This window comes from Pseudomonas caspiana, assembly GCF_040224095.2.
GTDB lineage: Bacteria > Pseudomonadota > Gammaproteobacteria > Pseudomonadales > Pseudomonadaceae > Aquipseudomonas > Aquipseudomonas caspiana.
In genome coordinates, this window is the sequence record NZ_CP167995.1 from 1,970,955 (window position 1) to 1,996,366 (window position 25,412).

Here is a 25,412-nt window from a genome sequence, read left to right on the forward strand (position 1 = left end):
TGAGCAGCTATGCGGGGTGGGGATGAAGGGCATCGCACGGCGTGCGATGCCCTGAGAATGCGTTGATCTGTGAGCGTGCTAGTCGGCGTCGCGTATCAGCGAATGCACACGCCCAGGCTGATGCTGTGCTCAAGCACCTTAAAATTCGCGCCAGTTACCAGGTTTTTGATCAGGTACCACTTCATGCCGACCAGATTCTGCGCCGCCACCGTGGACGACCAGTACAGCGCATTACCCATAGGCCAGCGATTGCCGTAGGTGTTGAAGATCTGGTTCAGCTCGTCAACCGACGGGATGCGCGCGCCCTTACCCGCAGCCGCCGCAGTCATCTGTGCATATTTGCCAGAGCCCAGTCCCATGCATTGAATGACGCCACTGACCGTAACCGGGTAGCTTTTGGTTTCGCCGAGTGCATCGGTCACCGAAATGCTTGCAGTGCCGTTGCCACGTACCGAAGTCAGCCCGTTCTCATCCACATGAGCGATCAAGGCATCACTGGAGCGGTAGACATAAGGTGCCTGCCCGCCGCTGGCAATGCGCCGCACCGTGGTACCCGCCGGGAAAGTCGGCAACACATCCGGGCTGCCCGGAATCAGATAAATCTTGCCGCTCAGGCTTACAGGCGACGTGTCGAAGTTCATGCCCTGTTGAACCCGTAGCCATAGCGGCGCTGAAACCACCGCCGTCCCGGCCCGCGTCACGGTATAGGTCACGCTCGCCGAGCTGCCGATACTCTGGGTAATAAAGGCTTTGGGAATGCTGAACTGCAACTGTGCATTGCCTCCGATCACCTGCGCAGGTGTGTCGTAGCGGGTTGCGCCTTCCCAGGTGGCCACCACACTGTCGCCGCTGCTCATATCTGCGTAACTCACTCGCACCGTGGCACCGGACTCGGGGATATGCGAAGGGGTGAGCAGGCCGTCAGGGCCGACTGTGTCCATGGTTGGGGCGGGGAGGCGGGTGGGGGCTCCCTGGATTTTCAGCAATAAGGTTCCCGAAGTCTGTGCACTGCCGTTGGCGCGCAGAACATCATAAGAGATCGACACTGTCTGCCCTTTATTTGCCTCGACCAAGGTGGCCGAGAACAGCATCTCCAGGTCCTTGCCTGCGTCGGCATCGGTAATCGTCTTTTCCTTGCTATCGCTTGCGTTGGGGCCGCGCCACTGCACTTCAACCCGATCACCGCGCGCCAGCTGCGCAAAGGTACTTACGACAACCGTCGCGCCCTGCGTTGCGTTCACCGGATCAAGCGTATCGCCATTGGCTTCCTTCACCACCGGCAACGGCAGCTCAGGCAATACCCGAAGTTGCAGCTTGACCTTTACCGCCTGGGCATTCGCCGAAAGATTGCCCGCCAGATCGGTCACGCTATAGAAGACCGGTGCTTCGATATCACCAATGTTCTCCAGAAACTCCCGAGAGAAATCCACCATGACCCGCTGCAGGCCCATGTCATCCCGGCCGACGATTGCCACAGGCCCTTCGACAGTGCCCCAGTAAGTGCGGATCACATCACCCTCTTTCATGTCGCCATAGCTTGCGATCTTTCCGGGCAATTTGTTTCCCAAGGCCTCCAGTTCGGCTGAAGTCAGGCCGTTCTGGATTGCGACCGGGAAGATGATGGGGGCGAGGAGGGGATTGCCGGGGGCGGTGCGGTCGATTTCAATCAGGGTTGTGAACGAATCGTCAGTGAGTTCGCTAAATGGATTTTTGGTTCTGTAACCGACGTTATGTAGACCTTCACTCAATAGTGCAGCGGGGATTTCAAGCGTCAAGAGCTCCCCCGGCTGCTCATCACGGATTAATTTTTCCGGGCCGATGAGCATGTCATCAAACAGAAGTTGATAAGTAAACTGAGGGCGCGCTGCAGTCCATACATATAACTCTACCAATAGCGGTTTGGTCAGATGCTCGATAGGGATGATCCCATTATTAAGTGCGCTAGGTACAGACGGCGCATCAAGTTCTGGTGAGGGAATATCTTTTTGATTAAGCATGACTTTTTCCTTGTCGTATCTGCCAGATGCTACGGACCATTAGGCCCGCAGCGTTTATATTTTATCGAAACGTGCAAGTCAGCTCGGCTGAGTCGAGCATGTGAACAGGTGCGCGCGTCACAGTGGAGTTCACTGCACTTTGATTGCTGCCTGGCGGTGGTTCTACTTTTATACTGGCTTCTGCAAAGCCCGTGCAGATCATTCTCAAGTTTCTGTAGGGAACGGTGAATGTGTAACCTTCAATAATGTCAAACTCATCCAGCTCCCGTGCGGCCGTGTAATTCGATGCTTCAATTGGATTGTTGTCGTCATCAAATCCTTTGAATGTCAATGTGACTTTCTGATCCTTGGCAATATTCATATAAGGCATTATTGTCAGATCAGCGCCATTGGGGTTCAAGACGGGGGCAATATAGCCTCCAGAATTGAGTTTGAATGGTGGCCCCTCTAGTCCGTCTGGCCCACCCGGTAGTTCTTCTCTGGATCGGACAACTACCGTCTGCGGCGGAGCTTTCGCAGGATTTGGGTTACCGGTTCGTACCAAGGTGAAATACACTGGTATTTCAGCGCCCGTGCCTTGAAGTTTAAGAATTCCATTGTCAATAGGGATCACCAGATCCTTCTCCGCACTCACGTCGGTAGCTTTAATTTGATACCACTGACGTTTTTGTTGATCGCCCCAGTAAAGATTCAAATCGTCGCTTACCTGAAAGTCGCTGTTCCAGGTCACGATGCCACGACCGTTAAGTTCGTAGTCATCCTCGTCAATAAAGTTGTCGGTGGTATTTGGATTCTCAATACTGGTTCCTTGTACCGTCAGGGCTGTCAGAGGACTCGTCACAGGCAGTGTCAGGAACACATCAACAGTGCTTATAAGCGAGGTGCCGACGACTTCATTTTGTCGGGATACCTCATAAGAGACCTTCACCTCACCAGGAGGTAGCGCGTTAATGGTTTCAAATGGCACGCGCAGAGAAAGAACAATATCTTCGTCTTCATTGCCTGGCGGTAATGACACGGGGAGCATAGGGTTGCTCTCTCCCCAGAAAAGCCGAATCTGATCCAGCGCGCTGGCATTGTCGTATTGAGGAATATCGACCTTCACTCCAACCAGTGCCTCCGCGTGGTCAATCAGATTACCCAGCGTTGGGTCAATGATTGGGGCGGGATAGTCCGATGGAATTTCCTGTAGTCTCAAGACAACGGGAACCGGATTGGATTCGATTGACATGTTCCCGGCCCGGTCACGCACACGGTAGGTGACAAGCTGCTCCTGTTCACCCAGACTTTCCAGAAAACTCTTGGTGAATGTCACAGAAACTCGATTGAGTCCCATGTCATCCTCATCGACATCTACGCTCGGTCCTGGGGTGTCACCCCACATTGTCTGGATACGGTCGTGTTTAGCCATGCCGGTGTAGCCGGCAATATGCGCCTCCAGCCTGCCTCCCAGTTGTGCGAGTTCGGCAGCGGTTAGGCCGTTCTGCACTTCCGGAGGAAATTGAATCTGGCTCAACTCCGGGGAGCCCGGTGGGGTTTTATCAATAACCACCATGTAGGGGAATGAGCGGTTTGCTATCTGACTCAACGGGTTGTAAGTTCTGTATTGCAGCATGTGGACACCTTCATCCAACAGGCTGACTGGGATTTGTAGTGTGAGAAGGTCGCCCGGTTGCTCATCTTCAATTGGCACTTCTTCGCCGTAAGGCGCGGAGTCCCAAACTAGCTGATAGGTATACCCAGGGCGGCCACCCGGCCAGACTTTCAGTGTAACGGTTACGGGATTTTCCAGTTCGGAGATCGGCAGTAAGCCTGGAGTGTCCTCGTCATGAAAGGCGACGGGCACGTCTGGCTTCTCGTGAACAACCGTTTCCTGTTTTGTTTTTCGACGCTGCGGGATGATGAGCGGTTTTCTCTGTGTGGCTTTCATTTTTAATGCTCTTGTAAATATTATTTAAAGATGATGGAGCTCCGTTAGACGGTGCGCTCCTGATGTAATAACTTGGAAGCTTTATTGCGACGTTAGCGTCGTCGCTTGATTTCAAGTTACAGCGGAAGTAATCGTTTTTTTAGCGGGGCGTCAACCGAAGGCGGTAGATAATTCTTACCTTTCCTGGATTTTCCGAAATTTCCTACAAAATCCCGATGTATGTAGGAAATAAGCTCATTGTTCTAGGAGTTTTCCTACTATTATCTGCTGGTGCTGGACGTTAATCTCATGATTAAGTCGAGAAGAATGCGTCTTCTGTTAATCGGGAGGCGAACTTGTGTTGTACGAAATACGCTTTGGGCAAGCACGTTTAGGGCGTGTTGCCGTGATTTTGTTTACTGGGATTACGCCCGTTACGGGAGTGTGGGCGGCTCAGTTAACTCCGTCCCATGAGCAACATATAACTACTAATTCGCAGGGGGTTTTTATCGGGCCTGAATTGATAAAAACAATACCGGTCGACGGTGTGGTTAAGACGGTGGATGCTTCTACCCCGGTAGATTCTTATCACGTCACTCGAGGTGGCGTTCTCAACGTTATTAACGGTGGCGTGATTGATGCTGTTGTCGTTAAGAATTCAGCCATCAACGTCAATGGTGGGGTGGTGAATGCAGGAATTGCAGCTCACCTCAGTGAGGTGACCATTGAACGATCAGTTGTTCGTAATGAAACAGGGTATGCATTAACTTTTGGGGGTCGCGGTACTGAGGCTACCTTGCGTTCCAGTAAGTTTTCAGGGCTAGGTCAGGGGATAAGTTTAGGCGCAAACAGCTCTTTAAAAATTGCTGACAGCCGTGTCTACGGTACTAAATCGGTGGAGAACAGAGGCCTCGGTATCGATGTCGTGGGGGCAACCTTGCTGGTGTCCGAAAATAGTCATGTGCGCGGTCAGTACACCGGAATAAATGTGGCACTTGCTCTAGACCCCTCAGCCACTCCATTTCAACCCCTAAGCACAGTAGTCATTGACGGTTCTGTTGTGGAGGGTGTCGAGGGCCCGGCCATTAGTGTTGGCCCCGGGGAGGTAGGGAGTGAGGGCGCGATTGCCGATATCACCATTCAGAATAAATCCACGCTGCTGTCCGGTAATGGCAACTTGTTGGAAGCCGATAATCTGAGCACCGTGAATTTAGTCGTCGACAACAGCGTCCTCAACGGCAACCTCGTTGCTGAAAATACCAGCACCCTGAATATCACCCTGCAACGCAACGCCCAACTGACCGGCAATATCATCAACAGCGATAAGCTGGAGATCATCTCCGGGGCGAGCTGGACGCTGGCCGATAGCAATCAGGTAAAGTCACTAGCGATAAGGGGCGGGCGTGTGAGTTTTGGTGAGGGGGCGTTCAAGACGCTTACCCTGGGTGAGCTTTCGGGTCGCGGGAACTTTGACATGCGGGTCAATCCGGATGACCTCCAGGGCGATTTATTGCGTGTTGAGGGGCTGGCTACCGGTAGTCATGGCCTGCACCTGAAAAACACCGGCGTTGAGGTGGTCGACCCCGACATGCAGCGATTGCTGCTGGTGGACACCGAGGGTGGCGATGCCCAATTCAGTCTTGTGGGCGGACGCGCGGATCTGGGGGTGTACTCCTATGAACTGGAGCAGCAAGGCGATGACTGGTTTATCGTTGGCTCGGGCCGGGGCATCAGCCCGTCAACTCAAAGTGTACTGGCGCTGTTCAATGCGGCACCGAACATCTGGAACAGTGAGTTGAGCACCTTGCGTAATCGCATGGGCGAGGTGCGCGGCCATGAGCAGGGTGGCGGCTGGATGCGCGCTTATGGCAGCCGATTTAACACCAGCACGGGCGACGGGGTTGAGTATCGAAACAATCAGAGTGGCCTGACCTTGGGGGCTGACGTTCCGCTGCCAGTGAGCATCGGGCAGTTGTCATTGGGCTTGATGGCCGGGTACAGCAAAAACGATCTGTCGATTGGGCAGGGTACCAGTGGCAAGATCGGCAGTTACTATGTCGGCGGTTACGGTACCTGGTTGCTGGACGACGGCTATTACCTGGACGCTGTGCTCAAGCTCAACCGGTTCCGCAACGAATCCAAAGTGGCGATGAGTGATGGCGCCAAGGCCAAGGGTAATTACCAGAGCACCGGTCTCGGAGGCTCGCTGGAGTTCGGCAGAAACATTCGCTTTGCCGAGGGTTATTTCATTGAACCCTATGCGCAGTTTTCCAGCGTGTGGGTTAAAGGTGACAGCTATGCGCTGGATAACGGTATGCAGGCTCGCAATAACCAGACTCAATCGGTACAGGCCAAGGTCGGGGCATCGGCAGGGCGCAGCATCCCCCTCAAGGATGGCGGTGTGGTTCGACCTTACCTGCGGTTGGCGGCTGCTCAGGAGTTTTCCCGAGATAACGAGGTCAAGGTCAACTCCACGCGTTTCGACAACGAGTTGTCCGGCTCCCGGGCGGAAGTGGGGGCGGGGATTTCGGTGTCCTTTGCTGAGCGTCTGCAATTGCATGCCGATTTCGATTACATGAACGGCAAGCGGGTCGATCAGCCATGGGGCGCGAATGTGGGTTTGAATTTCGCGTTTTGATCGGCAGTGTTTGAGAGTGCTTGATATGGCCTGACTCTGCTGGAGCGGAGTCACGTCCCTGTATTACCCCCGGCGAGCAATCGTCGGGGGTTTTATTTTTATGGCATCTCAGGCCGCATCTGTCGGACTGCCCCGTTGTTTTCTTTGTTTGAGAGGTGCCGGCTCGCGATTGACCGTGACGCGTACTGCCGGAGAGGTGCCAATCAGATACTGATCGCGATGAACCTCGTAGTAAACGTCCACCAGACCATACTGCAGGTGAGCGATGAGTTCGTAGCTGACACACAGGACGCGTACTGTGCTGTCCTTGGTGATGGTTCGTAAGTGAATCTGCGTCGAGGATTTGTTCTGGCCCCAATAGAACATCAGAATATCGCCGAGGCGCATTTTGTCCGAGCCGGGAATATTGACATCGACACCGGCGTGAGCCTGTTCGTAGGTCACGGTATTAGGCTTGACGTGCGACAGCTTGGGGGCTTTCAAATGCCGGGAAATATTCAGCTCGGGGTGCTGTATTGACACAGTGGAGTCCGTAACTTCAGGAGGTGGGTTGATGGGTACAATTTTTAATTTCAAGGGGTGGCCCGATTCAGTTAGAGAGGGGGGAACACTGTACGGGTCTACGATAACCGTTGGATTTAATGGTGCTGTAACGGTGAACTCTTTGTTCATCTTGTTTCGTCCTGAATGACAGATGGGTTTCAATGGTTATCTGCTTGCGGCTGGGCCTCCATGGCATTCGTGGTGTATTAGAGTGTGTTGCGTTTGTAAGGTCAAGTCGGACGATTCTGAATAACAGCTAATACCGTTCGGAGTAATGGCAATTGTTTGTGTTTTGTGAAGTGTGTTCTTGGGTGTGGAAATTTCATGCGAACTGGTAATAAAAATCCCGCACGCAAATGCGTGCAGGATTTTTGTTTTCCTATTCAAGTGAGGGATGCGTGTTTTATTAATGTTGCATTGTCAGCTCAACTGACTGCGCCAGAATAGAGCGGTTACCTGCCCGGTCCGTTACGTGGTAAGTAATATTTATCCTATCGCTGAACAAGCCTTCGAGAAATTCCTTGGAGAATGAAATTTCGACGGGGTTGGTAGTGAGGTTTTTTGGCAGCACACGATAGGCAGGGCCTTGAGCCCCATTGCAGACGGTCTGGATCACGTCGCCAGGTTCCATGCCTGCGTAGCTTGGGACTCGGGCTTTGAAGTATTCGCCAAAGCTGACATTGGCTACTATTACAGGCGCGAGTAGGCAGGCGCCAGGAGCTGTAAGGTCCACGATCAAAGACGTTGCTTTAGAATTGGTTCTGATCAGGCTATTAGGGTTTTCGGTTATGTAATAGAGGCTGTATACCCCCTCCTTATTCAGAACATTTGGGTCCATATCGATTGATATTGTATCGCCGACACTGATGTCTGGTGTCATGGTCCAGGTCCGCGCTGCGAACGAATCTCCTATCATTAGCTGCGCTGTATATCCCGGCCTGATACCCTCCCATGCCTTGAACTCGACGCGTATAAGATTGTTCAGGTCGGCTGTCCGAATCAGTCCATCAGTAGGGTCTGCTGATGGAACGCTTGGCGCAGGAAAGTAGCCGATTTTTTTTGAAATGGTGTTCATTTTTTTGGATACTCCAGATCACGCTTCCAATTCAGCGCAATCATAAATAGATTAGGTGTTCAGAGCCCATCCCTAATAATTTCTACTTATGCAGTAGATGTCTATGTAAGTTGAGGTCTAAAAATCAACTAATCGGAACCCGTTCTGACTGTCAACGCTGCGCACCACAAAACCCTACTCAATACCCCTTATCTATTTACTTTCAGAAGTTGCCTACAAAGTACTTCATTAACTTTGTAGTCCGGAGTCATCGCTTTACGCTGCAATAGCCAATAAAAAACCCCGCCAGAACACGCCTGCCGGGGTTTCGATAAAGCAGATTAATCAACGGTTGAAACGTTCCACCAGCGAGTACTGCGAGTTGGCGGTATCGGTCAGTTCGCCACTCAGGGCGGCCGAGCGTTGTGCTTCATCGGAGGTCTGGTCGGCAAGGTCTGCGATGGTGGCGATGTTGCGGCTAATCTCTTCGGCGACCGAGCTTTGCTCCTCGGTGGCGGCGGCGATCTGGGTGGTCATGTCGGTGATGTTGGCGACCGCTTCGCTGATGCCGATCAGGGCTTCGTCAGCTTCCAGAACCTTGGCGACACCTTCTTCCGCCTGACGATGGCCGGTGTTCATGGTTTGCACGGCAGCGTTGGCCGTGCTCTGCAGTTTGGCGATCAGGCTGTGGATCTGTCCGGTGGATTCGGTGGTGCGCTGCGCCAGTTGGCGAACTTCATCAGCTACCACGGCGAAGCCGCGACCCATTTCCCCGGCACGCGCCGCTTCGATGGCGGCATTGAGCGCCAGCAGGTTGGTCTGGTCGGCGATGCCCTTGATCACATCGACGACGCCGCCGATTTCATTGCTGTCTTGAGCCAGTTGGGTAACCGTCAGGCCGGTTTCGCCAACAGCCCTCGACAGCCGTTGAATGGCTTCGCGGGTTTCCCCGGCGATATCGCGGCCGCGACGAGTCAACTGGTTGGCTTGCTGAGTGGCGTCAGCAGTGCGCTGCACGTGGCTGGCGACTTCCTGGGTCGTGTTGGCCATCTGATTGATGGCGGTGGCGACTTGTTCAGTCTCGACGCGCTGACGTTCCAGGCCGCTGGAGCTAGAGTTAGCGAGGCTGTTGGACTGGCGCGCCTGCCCGGTCAGTTGCTCGGCAGTATCCTGCAAGCGCGTCAGGCAGGTTTTCAAACGCGCTTCCTGGCTAAGGATCGACATTTCCAGGCGGGCCTGCGGGCCACGGCTATCGGTGTACATCTGGGCAATCAGCGGATCGGAAGTGGTCTGTTCGGCCAGACGCAGCAAGCGCTTGATGCCACGCTGTTGCCAGGTCAGGCCCAGCAGGCCCAAAGGCACCGACAAACCTGCAGCGAGAGCAAAGCCCCAACTGGTGTTAAGCCATACGCCGATCAGGAAACTGAGCTGGCTGACCAGAATGAACGGCAGCCAGTCCTGCAGCACCGGCAGCCATTTGTCGCGGTTTGGAATCGCTGATTTGCCATTGTTAAGGCGGCTATACAGCGCTTCGGCGCGTTTGATCTGTTCCGCAGTCGGTTTGACCCGCACCGATTCGAACCCTACAACTTTCTGGTTTTCGAACATCGGCGTTACGTAGGCGTTGACCCAGTAATGGTCACCATTTTTACTGCGGTTTTTGACGATGCCCATCCACGGCAGGCCTTGCTTGAGCGTGCTCCACATATGCTCGAAAACCGCTGGCGGCACGTCGGGGTGGCGAACGGTATTGTGGGGCGCATTGAGCAGTTCTTCCCGAGAGAAACCACTGATTTCGACGAAGGCGTCGTTGCAGTAAGTGATCACGCCACGGGCGTCTGTAGTGGAAATCAAACGCTGTTGTGCAGGAAATGTCCGTTCGCGTTGAGTGATGGGCTGGTTATTACGCATGAGCTGTCCGATCCGCTGGGGCTTTGTGACGTTATCGACAAAAATACCCAATTGTTGAGCTGATTTACGAAATGACTGGCTAGTCATTGACGCCAATCGTTTACTCAGCGATCAAACATCGGGTATGCGAACAGGCTGAAGTGCACCAGATTCAAACCGAAATGGGTCGCCACTGCTGCCTGCAAACCGCCAAAGCGGTAGGCAAGACCGTAGCCCATGCCGGCGATTCCCGCGAGCAGCGCCCATTGCCATCCGCCACCCAGATGAGCCAGGCCGAACAGCAACGATGCTATACAGAGCGCCAGCGCGGAGGCGTAGGGCAGACGCTGGAGCAGGCGTTGCAGCCCACCTTGCAGATAAACACGAAAGAACAGTTCTTCGGTCAGGGTGACCAGCAGCAGGTTGTTCAGCAACCACAACGTACTTTGTGCCGGCCACTTGGGAGACCAGCCGGTAACGCCCAGCAGCACCGCCAATGTCATGCACACCGCACTGGTGCCGAGCAGGGTCAGCACTGCGGTCTTCAATGCCTGCTGCGCAGGGATCGCTGGCAACAACCATGGGCAGACCAATAAGACCCAGAAGCCTGTCAGCGGTTTGTCCAGATTGAAGTACATCGAAAACGGAGCCGCTTCGGGCGAGAAGCGCTGAGCTGCGATGACCCGCTCACTAAAAAAGCCGGGAAGCCAGTGGATGGCCAGCGCCAGCGCCAGGATTATAAACAGCCCATGACCGAAGCAAATCACCACTCGTTGACTGGACTGCGTTACGCAGATACCCGCCATGACCAGCAGGCCGAAAGTCACTGCTGCAGGCAGGCTGAGGTAGCCAAAGCTCAGGGCAATGCAGTAACCGAGGGTCAGTAAGGTCAGGCTGGTCCAGCGTATCGCCGGCATTGATTGCTCCTGGAATCCGTTCGCGGGTATAGCTTCTGGCCACTGATACGAAGACGGTGTCATCAGCGGGCGCCAAGCTTCCCTGATCAGGCAGGTGTATATCCAGCTCTTTTGTAAGTTTTGTCTGAGGGAAAGTTTTGTCGGATGTTTCCACAAGGCAAAAAAAAGGCCGCTTGTGAGCAAGCGGCCTGATTTTTATTGCGCGGGGTTTAGTCCTTGATTGATTCGACCTTGCGCGGGGCCATGAAGTACATCCAGGTCAGCGCAATGAAGTACATCGCCGGGATCATGGTGAACAACACGCTGTAGTTGTTGTTGGTCGCGGTCAGTACGGCACCGACGATCTGGGTCATGAACATCCCGCCAATCGCCGCGCACATGCCGCCGAAGCCGAATACAGTACTCATCAGGTGTTTGGGCGTGTAGTCCATGACCAGACTCCAGATATTGGCAGTCCAGGCCTGATGCGCACCCACCGCGAGGGAAATCGCCAGTACCGCGATCCAGAGTCCGCTGGCATTGGCAGCAAATATCACGCTGCAGATGGTGATTGCAAATATCAGCATCGACAGCAAGCGGGCCGTGGTGGCGCGCATGCCTCGGCCAATCAGCCAGGACGAGAGAATGCCGCCACCGATGCTGCCGAAGTCAGCAGTCAGCCAGATCAGAATCAACGGGATGCCCATCTGGGTCACGCTGATACCGAGGTTGTATTGCTGATTGAGAAACGGTGGCAACCAGTACAGATAGAACCAGAACACCGGAGCCGTCAGCGAGTAAGCAATGGCGAACGCCCATGTGCCGCGCATTTTGAGGATGTGCGAGAAAGGTACTTTGACCGGCTCAGGCTCAGGGTTCTGGTTGATGTAATCCAGTTCGGTTTGGCTGACGCTTGGGTGATCTTCCGGGTTGTAGTACTTCAGACGCCAGGTCACGACCCAGAACAGACCGAGCAGGCCCATGCTGACGAACGCGGCTTGCCAGCCCCAGATGGTCAGGATGAATGGCAGCAGCGCAGGGGTGAGCATCGCGCCGACGTTGGTCCCGGCGTTGAATATGCCGGTGGCAATGGCGCGCTCACCTGCGGGGAACCACAAGCGGGTGGTCTTGACGCATGCCGGGTAGTTGGCCGCTTCGGTCAGGCCAAGAATGAATCGGCAGATCATGAAGCCTGTGGCTGAAGTCGCCAGACCGTGGGCGCCGGTGGCGACGCTCCAAAGCAGCACGGCGAGGAAGAACGCACGTTTCACACCGACTCGGTCAATGAAGCGGCCCTGCAAAAGGAAACCTGCGGCGTAACCGACCTGAAACCAGAAGTTGATATTGGCGTAATCCATCGCCGTCCAGCCCATTTCCTTGGCCAGAATGGGTTGCATCACGCCAAGGGCGGCGCGGTCGATGTAGTTAAGCGTGGTCGCAAAAAATACCAGCGCGAGCATGCCCCAGCGAACCTTGCCGACGGCCATGGCGCCGCGGATTTTCTCGCCCATGCTGGCATGCGGATGAGCGACGTTAGCCGTCTTGGCAGCAGAGTGTGTGTGAATCATGGTTAAGCCGTCCGTTCCAGGATTCAGGCAAGTGGCCCTGAATCAGGCTATAAAAGCCAACTGTGAAAGCGTCTCGAATCGTGGCCGGCAAAAGGCCGCAGTGCTCTACAACGGCGGTTACGCCGCAGGAGCCGATTACGTGGGCGCTGGATTTTAATCAGGCTGAAGCCGATCCGATACGCGTTTCTACCAATACGGCTGATAGAGGAGCATTGATCGGTGCTCGACCCAAGGCTGAGTAGCCAACAGGGCGGCGACGGAGGCGGGGAGAAACAGTATATGAAGGCATGTGCATGACCCTGTTTTTGAAATTGTTATGGTGTGCTTGCAAGAGCGTTATCAACTTGGAGCGATTGGCCTTGTTCGACAATGTGCTGCTGATGTTGAGCACGCCCGACAAAAGCGTCAATCAGACAAATCTGCTTTGGGGCGATTATCGAACATTAAACTAACTGTCTGGTACATTATGAATTGCGATGGCCGTTGGCCGGGAGAATAATTCAATCACCCCCAATCCTTGCGCTGCCGTGCGGTCTATTGGGTGGCACCAGACATGCGATTCGCAGAAGTCGCGATCTCACAGGAGTCAAACATGCAACGTTCGATTGCCACCGTTTCCTTGAGCGGAACCCTGCCGGAAAAACTCGAAGCCATCGCCGCTGCCGGCTTTGACGGTGTCGAGATTTTCGAAAATGACCTCCTTTACTACGATGGCAGCCCACGCCATGTGCGGCAGATCTGCGCCGATTTGGGCATTGCGATTACTCTGTTCCAGCCCTTCCGGGACTTCGAAGGCTGCCGCCGTGACCGCTTGCCACGCAACCTTGACCGCGCCGAGCGCAAGTTTGATTTGATGCAGGAACTGGGTACCGACCTGGTACTGGTCTGCAGCAACAGCGCCGCCGACTCGCTAGGTGACGAAAACATTCTGCGCGATGACCTGGCGATGCTGGCCGAGCGCGCCGGTGCCCGTCAGTTACGAGTGGGCTACGAAGCACTCGCCTGGGGCCGTCATGTGAATACCTGGCAACAGGTCTGGAATCTGGTCAAACAGGTCGATCATCCCGCCTTGGGCGTGTTGCTCGACAGCTTTCACACTTTGTCCCTCAAGGGCGATCCGAGCGCAATTGCGCAGATCCCCGGCGACAAGATCTTCTTCGTGCAGATGGCCGATGCGCCGATTCTGGCCATGGACGTCATGGAGTGGAGCCGCCACTTCCGTTGCTTCCCCGGTCAGGGTGAATTCGATCTGCCGGGCTTCCTCGCGCCGATTCTGAAAACGGGCTATACCGGGCCGTTGTCGCTGGAAATCTTCAATGATGGTTTCCGCGCCGCGCCACCTCGGGCCAATGCTGCTGATGGCTTGCGTTCGCTGTTGTACCTGGAAGAGAAAACCCGGCTGTTGCTGGAGTCACAGAATGAACCTGTGGCCAAAGATCTGTTGTTCAGTCCGCCGCCCGCCAGCACTTACAACGGCGTCGAGTTTCTCGAGTTTGCAGTGGACGACGCTCAGGGCGCGCGCCTTGCTGGCTGGCTGGGTAATCTCGGTTTCGCCAAGCTCGGCCAGCACCGCTCCAAGGCCGTCAGCCTGATGGGGCAGGGCGATATCAAGATCGTGCTCAATGCCGAACCTTATTCGTTCGCTCACAGTTTTTTTGAGGCACACGGTCCATCACTCTGTGCCACAGCGTTACGAGTCGAGAGCGGCTCGGCAGCGCTGGAACGTGCCCAGGCCTTTAAAGGCCAGCCGTACCGTGGATTGGTTGGGCCTAACGAACGGGAAGTCCCGTCGGTACGTGCACCGGATGGCAGCCTGATCTATCTGGTCGAACCTGCCGTGCCGGGTGAGTCGATCTACGACATCGACTTCGTCGTTAACCCGAACGCCCAAGCGGGTGGCGGCTTGCAGCGTATCGACCACATGGCCATGGCGCTGCCTGCGGACAGTCTGGACAGCTGGGTACTGTTCTACAAAAGCCTGCTGGATTTCGAAGCCGATGACGAAGTGGTGCTGCCCGACCCTTACGGTTTGGTCAAAAGCCGGGCGTTGCGCAGCCGTTGCAGCACTGTACGTTTGCCGCTGAATATCTCGGAAAATCGCAACACGGCAATTTCTCACGCGCTGTCCAGTTATCGAGGCTCCGGCGTCCACCACATCGCTTTTGCCTGCGAAGATATCTTCGCTGAAGTCAGCCGCGCCAAAGAGGCTGGCTTGAAGCTGCTGGACATCCCGCTCAATTACTACGACGATCTGGCCGCGCGCTTCGATTTCGATGACGAATTCCTCAGCGAACTGGCTTATTACAACGTGCTTTACGACCGCGATGCCCAAGGTGGCGAGCTGTTTCACGTGTACACCGAGCCGTTCGATGATCGTTTCTTCTTCGAGATCCTGCAGCGCAAGAATGGCTATGTGGGTTACGGCGCCGCCAACGTCGCAGTACGGTTGGCAGCCATGGCCAAGACACGCAGCGGTGCCGCTCGTCAGGCCCGGCTCTGATCCATGTAGCGCAGTCATTTTGAGCCTCGAGGGCGGCCCCGGACTATGAGAAACATAGCACCGCCCCGATCTGACCGTGGTATGCCGCTGAAATGACAACTATTGACGAAGGTGCTGTGATCGCCCCGGTTCGAACATCGGCGACAGGGCGCAAGAACAATCCGGAGAAAACCCGGGATGACATCCTCCAGGCAGCCATTGCCGAGTTCGTCGCCCAGGGGTTATCCGGCGCGCGGGTGGATGCCATCGCCGAGCGCACAAAAACCTCCAAACGGATGATCTATTACTACTTCAACAGCAAGGAGCAGTTGTACGCCGAGGTGCTGGAAAAGCTTTATGGCGACATTCGCCGCACTGAAAGCGGGCTCAATCTGGATGCGCTGGAACCCATGCAGGCCATCGAGCGGCTGGTGGAGTTCACCTTCGATCACCACGACCGCAACGTCGACTTTGTGCGGATCGTCTGTATCGAGAACATCCACAACGGTGAGAACGTCAAACAGTCACCGACCATTCGCCAGTTGAGCCAGAACATTGTCAGTATTCTCGACAAGATTTTGCGCCGGGGTGAGGCTCAAGGCGTTTTTCGCCAAGGCGTGAACGCCATCGACCTGCATTTGATGATCAGTTCGTTCTGTTTCTACCGGATCTCGAACCGCCACACCTTTTCCGAGATTTTCCAGATTGAATTGGTCAACGACGAGATCAAACAGCGGCACAAGGCGATGCTGTGTGATTCGGTGAGCCGTTACCTGCGGCCGTAAGCTTTTAATGTCCACTGACCCCTCTACTGTAGGAGCTCACGAGCACTGCGAGGCAGCGATTGCGGTTTGCCTGACACTCCGCCATCGCTGCCTCGCAGTGCTCGTGAGCTCCTACAGGTAATTATTGATCTGCGTCCTCAATCACCCATGCTCGCAAAATGATCCTGCATGCGCCCCGCGTCCGCAGTCTGGCCGCTGAACAGTTCAAAGGCCTTCACCGCCTGAAACACCGCCATCGTGCCGCCGTCCAGCGTGCGGCAACCCAGGGCGCGGGCGTGTTTGAGCAGTTCGGTTTCCAGCGGGAAATAGATGATTTCCGCGACCCATAAGCCTTCGTGCAAGAGTTCCGGTGGCAGTGGTGTACCAGGCAGTTTGGTCATGCCGACCGGAGTGGTATTGACCAGTCCATCGGCAGCGGCCATTGCAGCGGGTAAATCACGACCCACCACCGCCCGATTCGCACCAAAGTGGCTATTGAGGTTATCTACCAGGCCCTGAGCTCTTGCCGGCTCGACTTCGAAGATACTCAATTGCTCGACGCCTTCGGCCAGCAACGCATGCGCCACCGCAGCGCCCGCGCCGCCAGCCCCCATCTGCACCACGTGCTTGCGCGCTACGTCATCAAGGCCACGACGGAAACCCTCGGCGAAACCCAGGCAGTCGGTGTTGTGGCCGATCCGCTGACCATCTTTGAACAGCACCGTGTTCACCGCGCCTATGCCTCGGGCTTCGGGTGACAATTGATCCAGTAGCGGGATAACCGCCTGTTTGCAGGGAAAGGTGATGTTCAGCCCGGTATAGCCCATGTGCTGGGCGCTGTTGAGCAGGTCTGGCAGGGCGGTGATGTCGAGTTTGAGTGCATCAAGGTCGAGCAGTCGGTACAAATAGCGCATGCCTTGGGCATCGCCTTCGTGCTCATGCAGCGCCGGGGTACGCGAAGCTTGAATGCCCGAACCAATGAGGCCGGCAAGAATGGACGGTTTACGAATGACAGTCATGGCGATCGGCTCTTATTAGATGCCGCATTCTGGGATCGAAGGATGCGGTTTCAGCAAAATGTACCAGATGGTTAATTTTGCGGAAGAGCCAAACTTAAGGCAAGGCGATAAATCTGTTCGGTTATCGCCCTTATTACTGAACATGAGTTGGAATGAGCTCCTGTGGGAGCTGAGCTTGCTCGCGATAAGGCCACCCGCGTTCTTAAGTGGATCTAGTTAAGCCTTATCGCGAGCAAGGTGGGGCGCCACCCTGTCGCACCCACAGGTTTACGTCAATTCAAGATGCAATCAACTGTCGCAACACATAATGCAGAATCCCGCCCGCTTTGAAGTACTCGACCTCATTCAGCGTATCGATGCGGCACAGCACATCAACGTTTTCCCGAGTGCCGTCTTCCCGGGTGATCGTCAGCGTGAGGCTCATGCCCGGCTGCAGGTCAGCGTGAGTCAGACCGCTGATGTCCAGCGTCTCTTTGCCTGTGAGGTTGAGCGTCTTGCGACTTTGGCCATTCTTGAACTGCAGCGGCAATACGCCCATGCCCACCAGGTTGGAGCGGTGAATACGTTCAAAACTCTCGGCAATCACTGCTTTGACGCCCAGCAGGTTAGTCCCTTTTGCAGCCCAGTCACGGCTTGAACCGGTGCCGTATTCCTGCCCGGCGATGATCACCAATGGCGTGTTTTCAGCCTGATAACGCATGGCCGCATCGTAGATCGGCATCTTCTCGTCAGTGGGGGCGTGCAGGGTAAAACCACCTTCTTCGCCGCCGAGCATCTCGTTGCGAATACGGATGTTGGCGAAGGTGCCGCGCATCATCACTTCATGGTTACCACGGCGAGAACCATAAGAGTTGAAGTCTCGCGGCTCAACGCCTTGTTGGCGCAGATACCGGCCTGCGGGGCTGTCTGTTTTGATATTACCGGCCGGAGAAATGTGGTCAGTGGTCACAGAGTCACCCAGCATTGCCAACACGCGAGCGCTGTGGATGTCTTCGATCACCGGAAGCGGACCTGCGATGTTCTCGAAGAACGGCGGGTGCTGGATATACGTCGAATCGTCCTGCCACACGTAAGTTGCAGCTTGCGGTACTTCAATGGCCTGCCACTGTTCGTCACCGGCAAACACCTCGGCGTACTCCTTGTGGAACATGCCGGTATTGACCTGCTCAACCGCGTCGGCGATTTCTTTCTGGGTCGGCCAGATATCGCGCAGATATACCGGCTGACCATCTTTGCCTTCGCCCAACGATTCGCTGCTGATGTCGACCCGCACGCTGCCTGCCAATGCATAGGCCACAACCAGAGGCGGCGAAGCCAGCCAGTTGGTTTTGACCAGCGGATGCACGCGGCCTTCGAAGTTGCGGTTGCCGGACAGCACTGAAGCCACGGTCAGATCCGACTGTTGAATCGCTTTCTCGATAGGTTCAGGCAGCGGCCCCGAGTTGCCGATACACGTGGTGCAGCCGTAGCCCACCAGATCAAAACCCAGTGCGTCGAGGTACTGGGTAAGCCCGGCGGCTTTGTAGTAATCAGTCACCACTTTGGAGCCCGGAGCCAGAGAGGTTTTTACCCATGGCTTGGTTGTCAGACCTTTCTCTACAGCTTTTTTCGCGACCAGTCCCGCAGCCATCATCACGCTGGGGTTAGAGGTATTGGTGCAGGAGGTAATCGCAGCGATGACCACTGCGCCGTTTTTCAGGCGATAGGTGCGGCCTTCATATTCATAGTCTGCCTCGCCGGTCACCTGATCGGCATTGCCGACCGCAACACCGCCACCACCTTCGCTTTCCAGACGGCCCTCGTCTTTCTGAGCGGGTTTGAATTGCAGGCCAAGGAAATCAGAAAAGGCCTGGGAAACATCAGGCAGCGCGACACGATCCTGAGGACGTTTAGGGCCGGCCAGACTGGCTACGACCGTGTTCATGTCCAGTTCAAGACTGTCGGTAAACACCGGATCCTGGCCGGGCAGGCGCCATAGGCCTTGCGCCTTGCAATAGGCCTCGACCAGTTTCACGGTTTCATCAGGACGACCGGACAGGCGTAGATACTCCAGCGTCACATCGTCGACCGGGAAGAAACCGCACGTCGCGCCGTATTCAGGCGCCATGTTGGCGATCGTGGCGCGGTCGGCCAGCGGTAGTTCAGCCAGACCGTCGCCGTAAAACTCGACGAATTTGCCGACCACGCCTTTCTTGCGCAGCATTTGCGTGACAGTCAGCACCAGATCGGTCGCAGTAATGCCTTCCCTGAGTTTGCCGTTGAGCTTGAAGCCAATCACTTCCGGAATCAGCATCGACACCGGTTGGCCAAGCATTGCCGCTTCCGCCTCGATACCGCCTACGCCCCAGCCGAGCACGCCGAGGCCGTTGATCATGGTGGTGTGCGAATCGGTGCCCACTAATGTGTCGGGGAAGGCATAGGTGCGGCCATCCTCGTCTTTGGTCCAGACCGTGCGGCCCAGGTATTCCAGATTGACCTGGTGACAGATGCCGGTGCCCGGCGGCACCACGCTGAAGTTATCGAAAGCGCTCTGGCCCCAGCGCAGGAAGGCGTAACGCTCGCCATTGCGCTCCATCTCAATGTCGACGTTCTGGGCGAATGAGTCGGCAGCGCCGAATTTGTCGACCATCACCGAGTGGTCGATGACCAGATCCACCGGAGACAACGGATTGATCCGCTGCGGATCGCCGCCAGCCTTGGCAACAGCGGCGCGCATGGCAGCCAGATCGACCACGGCAGGTACGCCGGTGAAGTCTTGCATCAGTACGCGAGCAGGGCGGTATTGGATTTCCCGGTCCGAGCGCCGCTCGCTCAGCCAGGCGGCCAGCGATTTGAGGTCGGTGCCGGTGACCGTTTTGTTGTCTTCCCAGCGCAGCAGGTTTTCCAGCAAAACCTTGAGGGACATTGGCAGCTTGCTCAAGTCGCCCAAGGTCTTGGCGGCTTCCGGAAGGCTGAAATAGTGGTAGGTCTTGTTATCGATTTCTAGAGTTTTAAGGCTGTTCAGGCTATCGAGGGAGGGCATGAAATAACTCCTTTGACGCGTCCGCACGGTACGGACTGGACGATTGAAATCCTTGGCAGGCTGACGTAATAGCGCCGCTTGTGATTTATGGCTATGCAGTACTTGACCAGTTGGTCACTCCAGTGGTTCCTGATTCAGCTATCATGCTCGCCTTTTGCGTCGCTGAGATTAATCTTCTCGTATAGGTCGACGTGTTCAGGAGCACCCCCATGAACACCCTGTTTATGCACTGTCGTCCGGGTTTTGAAGGCGAAGTGTGTTCTGAAATCGCCGAACACGCGGCGCGCCTCAATGTGTCTGGCTACGCTAAAGCCAAGCCGAATACGGCCTTCGCCGAATTTGTCTGCACCGAGGACGATGGTGCCGAGCGCCTGATGAATGGCCAGCGCTTCTCGAAGCTGATCTTCCCCCGGCAATGGGCGCGAGGTGTGTTCCTGGAACTGCCGGAAACCGACCGCATCAGCGTGATCCTCGCGCACATGGCGACCTTCGCCACCTGCGGCAGCCTCTGGCTCGAAGTAGTGGATACCAACGACGGCAAGGAGCTGTCGACGTTCTGCCGCAAGTTCGAAGCCCCGCTGCGCAAGGCTCTGATTCAGGCTGGCAAACTGGTAGACGACCCGCGTAAACCTCGCCTGTTGCTGACGTTCAAGAGTGGTCGTGAAGTGTTTCTCGGTCTGGCGGATGCCGACAATTCGGCCATGTGGCCCATGGGTATTCCACGTTTGAAGTTTCCCCGTGAAGCGCCAAGCCGTTCAACGCTGAAGCTTGAAGAGGCCTGGCATCACTTCATTCCCCGCGATCAGTGGGATGAGCGTCTTTCAGGTGACATGACCGGAGTCGACCTCGGCGCCGCGCCGGGGGGCTGGACTTACCAACTGGTACGTCGCGGCATGCTGGTGACGGCTATCGACAACGGCCCGATGGCCGAAAGCCTGATGGACACCGGGCTGGTTCAACATTTGATGGCGGACGGTTTTACTTACAAGCCGCGTCAGCCGGTGGACTGGATGGTCTGTGACATCGTCGAAAAACCTGCGCGTAACGCTGCTTTGCTGGAAACCTGGTTGGGCGAAGGCTTGTGTCGCGAAGCCGTGGTCAACCTCAAACTGCCGATGAAGCAGCGCTACGCCGAAGTCAGTCGCCTGTTGCTGCGCATTGAGGAAGGTTTTGAGGCGCGGGGCATTCGGGTGGAGATTGGCTGCAAGCAGCTGTATCACGACCGCGAAGAAGTGACCTGCCATTTGCGTCGACTGGATGGCAAGCGCAAGGGCTGAGAGTGGCACTATCGCCCGAACCTGATTTGAAATGCGACTTTGTGGGAGCTGGGCTTGCCCGCGATGCATGAGACGCGGTCAGAGGACATTCCGCGTTATCGTTTATCGTCGGAATGCCGCCCAGACCAAGCTCGGCTCCCACAGGACCGCATTCCTTATGGGTAATCACCTTATCGCTGGGCAATACGTTGGTTCGTGCGTGACAACTTCAGCTCATTTCTATCGCCGGACGCGGGTCGCGCTCGTATAATGCCCGGCCTTGTCGTTCGGCCTTTTGTGAGCCTATGTACCCGATTCCTGAAATTGAAGCCTTCCTGCTTTGCCGCACACCCGACAGCTGGGTTCAGGCTGCACTACGCAACCTGGACATCCTGCTGATCGACCACGCGAACAACGAAAAGAAGGCGGCCGGAGCGGCGTTTCAGTTCATGTTCCAGTACAACGACAAGTTCGACCTGCTGAGCAAGATGTCGCGCCTGGCCCGCGAAGAGTTGCGCCACTTCGAGCAAGTACTGAGCATCATCCGCAAGCGCGAAATCCCAATGGCTAACGTAAGCTCTGCGCGATACGCCGGAGCCCTGCGCAAGCTGGTGCGCAATCACAACCCGTATCGCCTGACGGATGCGTTGATTGTGGGCGCCATTGTCGAAGCCCGTTCCTGCGAGCGCTTTGCCTGTCTGGTGCCACATCTGGATGAAGAGCTGGGCAAGTTCTACGCCGGGCTGTTGAAGTCCGAGGCACGGCATTTTCAGGATTACCTGAAGCTGGCTTACACCTACGGTGACAAGGCTGATGTTGACGCCAAGATCGAAGAGATCCGCCTGGCCGAGCGCGACCTGATCGAAAGTCCGGATGAAGAGTTTAGGTTTCATAGCGGTGTGCCGGCGTTCGGTTGAGTCTGTATCAACGACTCAATATTTCCTGAATTAAAAAGTTATTCCTTGTAGGAGCTCACGAGCACCGCGAGGCAGCGATAGCGGCTTATCTGATACACCGCTATCGCTGCCTCGCGGTGCTCGTGAGCTCCTACAGGTGTCGCCGCCATCTCGTCTAAATAGTAAGCAAGCTAATAAAGGCTTTGCCATTTGCTGCCTAAGCAGTAATATCGCCATATTCTCTGCTTAGGCAGCTAATTTGGTGGATTCATGAAACATTTCAGTCCTGACAATCAGCAGTCGACGATCATGGGCATGCTGATCGGCCGCACCAACTCGCTGAAGGATCGCATCCTCGACAAGCAATTGGTGCCCTATGGCATCACGTTCTCGCAGTTCAAGGTCCTGATCATCGTGGCCCAGTTCCGCGCGGACACCCCCGCTGAATTGTGTCGGCACCTGTCCCTGGACAGCGGTTCGATGACCCGCATGCTGGATCGCCTTGAGCAGAAGCAACTGATCGAACGCACTCGTTCGGCCACTGATCGGCGTCAGGTTCAGCTCGTTCTGACGGAGCAGGGGCGAATCATCACCGACCAATTGCCGCAAATTGGCGCTGAAGCCATGAATGAATTGCTCGGCGTGCTGGATGCGGAGGAGGTGGCAAGTCTGGAGCGAATCCTCAGCAAAGTGCTGATTGACGCTAACGATCACATCGCCATCACCCGTCTGAGTTTCAAAGACCGAGGTGCAGAATGAGCCTTTCTGTGTCGCGGGCGCGTTATAGCCTGTTGCTGGTCGCCCTGAGTGTTGCCGGTTGTGCCAACTACAGCGGCCTGACCACCCAAGGCAAAAGCCTTGACGCAAACAAGCTTCAAGCTGAGAGCAGCCTGCAAGGCATCAACCTTTCACCCGCAGCTTGGCCGAAACGTGACTGGTGGGAAAATCTCGGCGATCCGCAGCTCGATGCTCTGATCAACGAAGCCCTGCGTGATAGTCCGGACATGCAAGTCGCCAATGCGCGCACTCATCAAGCCATGGCGTCGGCCTACGCTGCCGATGCGGCCCGCATGCCGACGGTTGATGCCGATGCCAGTGTCAGCCGCTCGCGTTTGGCGCGCGATCAAGACCCAAGCGGCATGGGCGGGCGCTACAGCACGTTGCGTAGCCTGGCGGTGAACTTCAATTACAACTTCGATTTATGGGGCGGCCAACGTGCTGCCTGGGAGGCTGCTTTAGGGCAGGCTCGCGCTGCTGAGGTTGATGAGCAAGCCGCACGCCTGACGCTGGCCGCCGATGTGGCACGGGCCTACAGCGATGTAGGTCAGGCTTACATTGTTCATGATCTGGCGACCGAGGATCTCAAGCGCACGCAGCAGTTGCTCAATCTGGGCAACCAGCGCCTGCAATCGGGGATCGACAGCCAGTATCAATATCAGCAGACCGAAAGCCTGGAGGCCAACTCACAAGAGGCGCTGATCGCTGCCGAGAAAAACCTGCGCAGCGCGAAAATCGCCTTGGCGGTGTTGCTCGGTAAAGGCCCGGATCGCGGTCAGGAAATCGCCAGACCCAACGTGCTCAAGCCTGCGGTCGTCGCGCTGCCGTCTTCTTTGCCTGCCGAACTGCTGGGACGTCGGCCGGACATCGTCGCGGCTCGCTGGCGTGTAGAGGCTGCGAGCAAGAACATCGTCGCGGGCAAGACCAATTTCTATCCGAACCTGAACCTCAGCGCCGCTGCCGGGGCCGAGTCGTTGCTGGGCGATGCGATGTTTGGCTCGGCCAGTCGCTTCTTCAATGTCGCCCCGGCCATTTCCCTTCCTCTGTTCGATGGCGGCCGCTTGCGCGCAGATCTGGACGCTCGGGATGCCGATTACGACCTTGCCGTGGCGCAATACAACAAGAGCCTGGTGCGGGCCTTGGGCGACGTCAGCGACAACATCGGCCAACTGCGTGCCATTGATGGCCAGATTCAGGCCCGTCAGCACGCCACGGATGTGGTCCAGCAATCATTCAATACCGTGACCCAGCGTTATGGCTCGGGGATCGGCAACTACCTGGACGTGCTGACCACCGAGCAGCAATTGCTCCAGTCACAACGCCAACTGGCTGATCTCAACGCCGAACGAATCGATTTATCGATCCAGTTGATGCAAGCCCTGGGCGGTGGTTTCGAGGGCGAAAGCCCCTCCGACGCCACTTCATCAACTGCTTCGCTGACTAACTCAAGGTAATCGTCATGGCCACTGCCGCTAGCGAAAACACTTCTGGCAACGCTCCGGAAAACAGTAAAAAAGACACCAACCCACGCAAGCGCAAACTGCTTCTGTTCGGGCTGGCACTGATCGTCATTCTCGGCGGGCTGGGCGTCTGGGCCTGGCATGAGCTGTATGGTCGCTGGAATGAAAACACCGACGACGCTTATGTGAACGGCAACGTGGTGGAAATCACGCCGTTGGTCACCGGCACCGTGACCAGCATTGGCGCGGATGATGGTGATCTGGTGCGCGCCGGTCAGGTGTTGCTGCAATTCGACCCTGCGGATGCCGAAGTTGGTCTGCAAAGTGCTGAAGCCAGTCTGGCCAAGACTGTGCGTCAGGTTCGCGGTCTGTACAGCAATGTCGACGGCATGAAAGCTCAATTGGCAGCCCAGCGCGCTGAAGTGAAGAAGGCCCAGGACAACTACACCCGACGCAAGAGTCTGGCCGCTGGCGGGGCGATTTCTCAGGAAGAACTGTCCCACGCCCATGATGATTTGATCAGTGCGCAGAGCGCCTTGAGCAATGTTCAGCAGCAACTGGCCAGCAGCGTTGCGTTGGTGGATGACACTGAAGTGTCGTCGCACCCGGACGTGAAGGCCGCAGCAGCGCAGTTGCGTCAGGCTTACCTGGCCAATGCGCGCAGTACGCTGATCGCACCTGTCACCGGTTACGTCGCCAAGCGCACCGTGCAACTGGGCCAGCGCGTTCAGCCTGGCACCGCGTTGATGGCGGTGATCCCGTTGGATCAGTTGTGGATCGATGCCAACTTCAAGGAAACCCAACTGGGCAACATGCGCATTGGTCAGCCCGTGGAAATCGAGTCGGACCTGTATGGCAGCGATGTGAAGTACAGCGGCACCATCGACAGCCTGGGCGCCGGTACTGGCAGCGCATTCGCTTTGCTGCCAGCGCAGAACGCCACCGGTAACTGGATCAAGATCGTCCAGCGCGTTCCTGTCCGTATCCACATCAATGCCGAAGAACTGGCGAAGCATCCACTGCGCATCGGCCTGTCCACCACGGTCAACGTCGACCTTCACGATCAGAGCGGGCCGGTGTTGGCGCAGCAGCCGCCGAAGCAGGCCTCATTCAGCACCAATGTCTATGAGCAGCAACTGGCCGAGGCTGACGCCTTGATCAATCGCTTGATTCATGAAAACAGCGCACTGACCGGCAAGACTGCTCAGCGCTGATCCGCCAATCCGCATGCCCTGACCTGTGAA

17 protein-coding genes are annotated in these 25,412 nt (G+C 56.1%); 8 read left to right on the forward strand and 9 right to left on the reverse strand.

Annotated features, from left to right (window positions below; genetic code table 11):
• Nucleotides 1-95 precede the first annotated feature (95 nt).
• Complete coding sequence (locus tag ABRP31_RS09035) at nucleotides 96-1,997, reverse strand: hypothetical protein (protein ID WP_349970626.1); 1,902 nt, start codon at nucleotides 1,995-1,997, stop codon at nucleotides 96-98.
• Nucleotides 1,998-2,058: 61 nt separating this feature from the next.
• A complete protein-coding gene (locus tag ABRP31_RS09040) occupies nucleotides 2,059-3,927 on the reverse strand; it encodes a hypothetical protein (RefSeq protein WP_349970627.1) in 1,869 nt (622 codons plus the stop codon).
• Nucleotides 3,928-4,894: 967 nt separating this feature from the next.
• Here ABRP31_RS09040 and ABRP31_RS09045 point away from each other — a divergent pair.
• Nucleotides 4,895-6,544: an autotransporter outer membrane beta-barrel domain-containing protein gene (locus ABRP31_RS09045; protein ID WP_349970628.1), complete on the forward strand. Its 1,650-nt coding sequence runs from the start codon at nucleotides 4,895-4,897 to the stop codon at nucleotides 6,542-6,544.
• Nucleotides 6,545-6,652: 108 nt separating this feature from the next.
• On the opposite strand, the gene ABRP31_RS09050 is transcribed toward ABRP31_RS09045, so the two are convergent.
• From ABRP31_RS09050 to ABRP31_RS09070, 5 genes are all read right to left on the reverse strand, one after another.
• Nucleotides 6,653-7,216: a hypothetical protein gene (locus ABRP31_RS09050; RefSeq protein ID WP_349970629.1), complete on the reverse strand. Its 564-nt coding sequence runs from the start codon at nucleotides 7,214-7,216 to the stop codon at nucleotides 6,653-6,655.
• A gap of 277 nt (nucleotides 7,217-7,493) precedes the next feature.
• A complete protein-coding gene (locus ABRP31_RS09055) occupies nucleotides 7,494-8,162 on the reverse strand; it encodes a hypothetical protein (protein ID WP_349970630.1) in 669 nt (222 codons plus the stop codon).
• A gap of 324 nt (nucleotides 8,163-8,486) precedes the next feature.
• The gene (locus ABRP31_RS09060) at nucleotides 8,487-10,052 is read right to left on the reverse strand and encodes a PAS domain-containing methyl-accepting chemotaxis protein (RefSeq protein WP_349970631.1); all 1,566 of its coding nucleotides are present in this window, start codon (nucleotides 10,050-10,052) and stop codon (nucleotides 8,487-8,489) included.
• A 104-nt stretch (nucleotides 10,053-10,156) separates the two neighbouring features.
• Nucleotides 10,157-10,948: a CPBP family intramembrane glutamic endopeptidase gene (locus ABRP31_RS09065; RefSeq protein ID WP_349970632.1), complete on the reverse strand. Its 792-nt coding sequence runs from the start codon at nucleotides 10,946-10,948 to the stop codon at nucleotides 10,157-10,159.
• 209 nt (nucleotides 10,949-11,157) lie between these two features.
• Nucleotides 11,158-12,495 (reverse strand): MFS transporter, encoded by a 1,338-nt coding sequence (locus ABRP31_RS09070; protein WP_349970633.1) that lies wholly within the window; start codon nucleotides 12,493-12,495, stop codon nucleotides 11,158-11,160.
• Nucleotides 12,496-13,087: 592 nt separating this feature from the next.
• On the opposite strand from ABRP31_RS09070, the gene quiC reads away from it, so the two are divergent.
• Both quiC and ABRP31_RS09080 read left to right on the forward strand, forming a co-directional pair.
• Nucleotides 13,088-14,995, forward strand: coding sequence for a 3-dehydroshikimate dehydratase QuiC (quiC, locus tag ABRP31_RS09075; RefSeq protein ID WP_087266332.1), 1,908 nt, complete (start codon nucleotides 13,088-13,090; stop codon nucleotides 14,993-14,995).
• A 92-nt stretch (nucleotides 14,996-15,087) separates the two neighbouring features.
• A complete protein-coding gene (locus ABRP31_RS09080; protein WP_087266330.1) occupies nucleotides 15,088-15,759 on the forward strand; it encodes a TetR/AcrR family transcriptional regulator in 672 nt (223 codons plus the stop codon).
• Between the two features lie 137 nt (nucleotides 15,760-15,896).
• On the opposite strand, the gene ABRP31_RS09085 is transcribed toward ABRP31_RS09080, so the two are convergent.
• Nucleotides 15,897-16,757: a shikimate dehydrogenase gene (locus tag ABRP31_RS09085; protein ID WP_349970634.1), complete on the reverse strand. Its 861-nt coding sequence runs from the start codon at nucleotides 16,755-16,757 to the stop codon at nucleotides 15,897-15,899.
• Nucleotides 16,758-17,034: 277 nt separating this feature from the next.
• Complete coding sequence (gene acnA / locus ABRP31_RS09090; RefSeq protein ID WP_087266326.1) at nucleotides 17,035-19,779, reverse strand: aconitate hydratase AcnA; 2,745 nt, start codon at nucleotides 19,777-19,779, stop codon at nucleotides 17,035-17,037.
• Between the two features lie 209 nt (nucleotides 19,780-19,988).
• Here acnA and rlmM point away from each other — a divergent pair, with 209 nt between their 5' ends.
• From rlmM to ABRP31_RS09115, 5 genes are all read left to right on the forward strand, one after another.
• Entirely contained in the window at nucleotides 19,989-21,056 is a 1,068-nt protein-coding gene (gene rlmM, locus ABRP31_RS09095) for a 23S rRNA (cytidine(2498)-2'-O)-methyltransferase RlmM (protein WP_349970635.1), read from the forward strand.
• A 284-nt stretch (nucleotides 21,057-21,340) separates the two neighbouring features.
• The gene (locus tag ABRP31_RS09100; RefSeq protein ID WP_087266322.1) at nucleotides 21,341-21,952 is read left to right on the forward strand and encodes a tRNA-(ms[2]io[6]A)-hydroxylase; all 612 of its coding nucleotides are present in this window, start codon (nucleotides 21,341-21,343) and stop codon (nucleotides 21,950-21,952) included.
• A gap of 249 nt (nucleotides 21,953-22,201) precedes the next feature.
• Nucleotides 22,202-22,690 carry a MarR family transcriptional regulator gene (locus ABRP31_RS09105; protein ID WP_349970636.1) on the forward strand — a complete coding sequence of 163 codons (489 nt, stop codon included), beginning with the start codon at nucleotides 22,202-22,204 and terminating at the stop codon, nucleotides 22,688-22,690.
• Complete coding sequence (locus tag ABRP31_RS09110) at nucleotides 22,687-24,162, forward strand: efflux transporter outer membrane subunit (protein WP_349970637.1); 1,476 nt, start codon at nucleotides 22,687-22,689, stop codon at nucleotides 24,160-24,162. Before ABRP31_RS09105 ends, ABRP31_RS09110 begins: the two co-directional genes overlap by 4 nt.
• A gap of 5 nt (nucleotides 24,163-24,167) precedes the next feature.
• Nucleotides 24,168-25,382, forward strand: coding sequence for an HlyD family efflux transporter periplasmic adaptor subunit (locus ABRP31_RS09115; RefSeq protein WP_349970638.1), 1,215 nt, complete (start codon nucleotides 24,168-24,170; stop codon nucleotides 25,380-25,382).
• Nucleotides 25,383-25,412 lie beyond the last annotated feature (30 nt).

Bases quoted from the DNA above. Each gene is read 5' to 3' on its own strand.
- ABRP31_RS09035 (WP_349970626.1), bottom strand. From the start codon at position 1,997: ATGCTTAATCAAAAAGATATTCCCTCACCAGAACTTGATGCGCCGTCT.
- ABRP31_RS09085 (WP_349970634.1), bottom strand. From the start codon at position 16,757: ATGACTGTCATTCGTAAACCGTCCATTCTTGCCGGCCTCATTGGTTCG.
- ABRP31_RS09110 (WP_349970637.1), top strand. From the start codon at position 22,687: ATGAGCCTTTCTGTGTCGCGGGCGCGTTATAGCCTGTTGCTGGTCGCC.
- ABRP31_RS09070 (WP_349970633.1), bottom strand. From the start codon at position 12,495: ATGATTCACACACACTCTGCTGCCAAGACGGCTAACGTCGCTCATCCG.
- ABRP31_RS09060 (WP_349970631.1), bottom strand. From the start codon at position 10,052: ATGCGTAATAACCAGCCCATCACTCAACGCGAACGGACATTTCCTGCA.
- ABRP31_RS09050 (WP_349970629.1), bottom strand. From the start codon at position 7,216: ATGAACAAAGAGTTCACCGTTACAGCACCATTAAATCCAACGGTTATC.
- ABRP31_RS09115 (WP_349970638.1), top strand. From the start codon at position 24,168: ATGGCCACTGCCGCTAGCGAAAACACTTCTGGCAACGCTCCGGAAAAC.
- ABRP31_RS09105 (WP_349970636.1), top strand. From the start codon at position 22,202: ATGAAACATTTCAGTCCTGACAATCAGCAGTCGACGATCATGGGCATG.
- ABRP31_RS09055 (WP_349970630.1), bottom strand. From the start codon at position 8,162: ATGAACACCATTTCAAAAAAAATCGGCTACTTTCCTGCGCCAAGCGTT.
- quiC (WP_087266332.1), top strand. From the start codon at position 13,088: ATGCAACGTTCGATTGCCACCGTTTCCTTGAGCGGAACCCTGCCGGAA.
- ABRP31_RS09040 (WP_349970627.1), bottom strand. From the start codon at position 3,927: ATGAAAGCCACACAGAGAAAACCGCTCATCATCCCGCAGCGTCGAAAA.
- rlmM (WP_349970635.1), top strand. From the start codon at position 19,989: ATGAACACCCTGTTTATGCACTGTCGTCCGGGTTTTGAAGGCGAAGTG.
- acnA (WP_087266326.1), bottom strand. From the start codon at position 19,779: ATGCCCTCCCTCGATAGCCTGAACAGCCTTAAAACTCTAGAAATCGAT.
- ABRP31_RS09100 (WP_087266322.1), top strand. From the start codon at position 21,341: ATGTACCCGATTCCTGAAATTGAAGCCTTCCTGCTTTGCCGCACACCC.
- ABRP31_RS09065 (WP_349970632.1), bottom strand. From the start codon at position 10,948: ATGCCGGCGATACGCTGGACCAGCCTGACCTTACTGACCCTCGGTTAC.
- ABRP31_RS09080 (WP_087266330.1), top strand. From the start codon at position 15,088: ATGACAACTATTGACGAAGGTGCTGTGATCGCCCCGGTTCGAACATCG.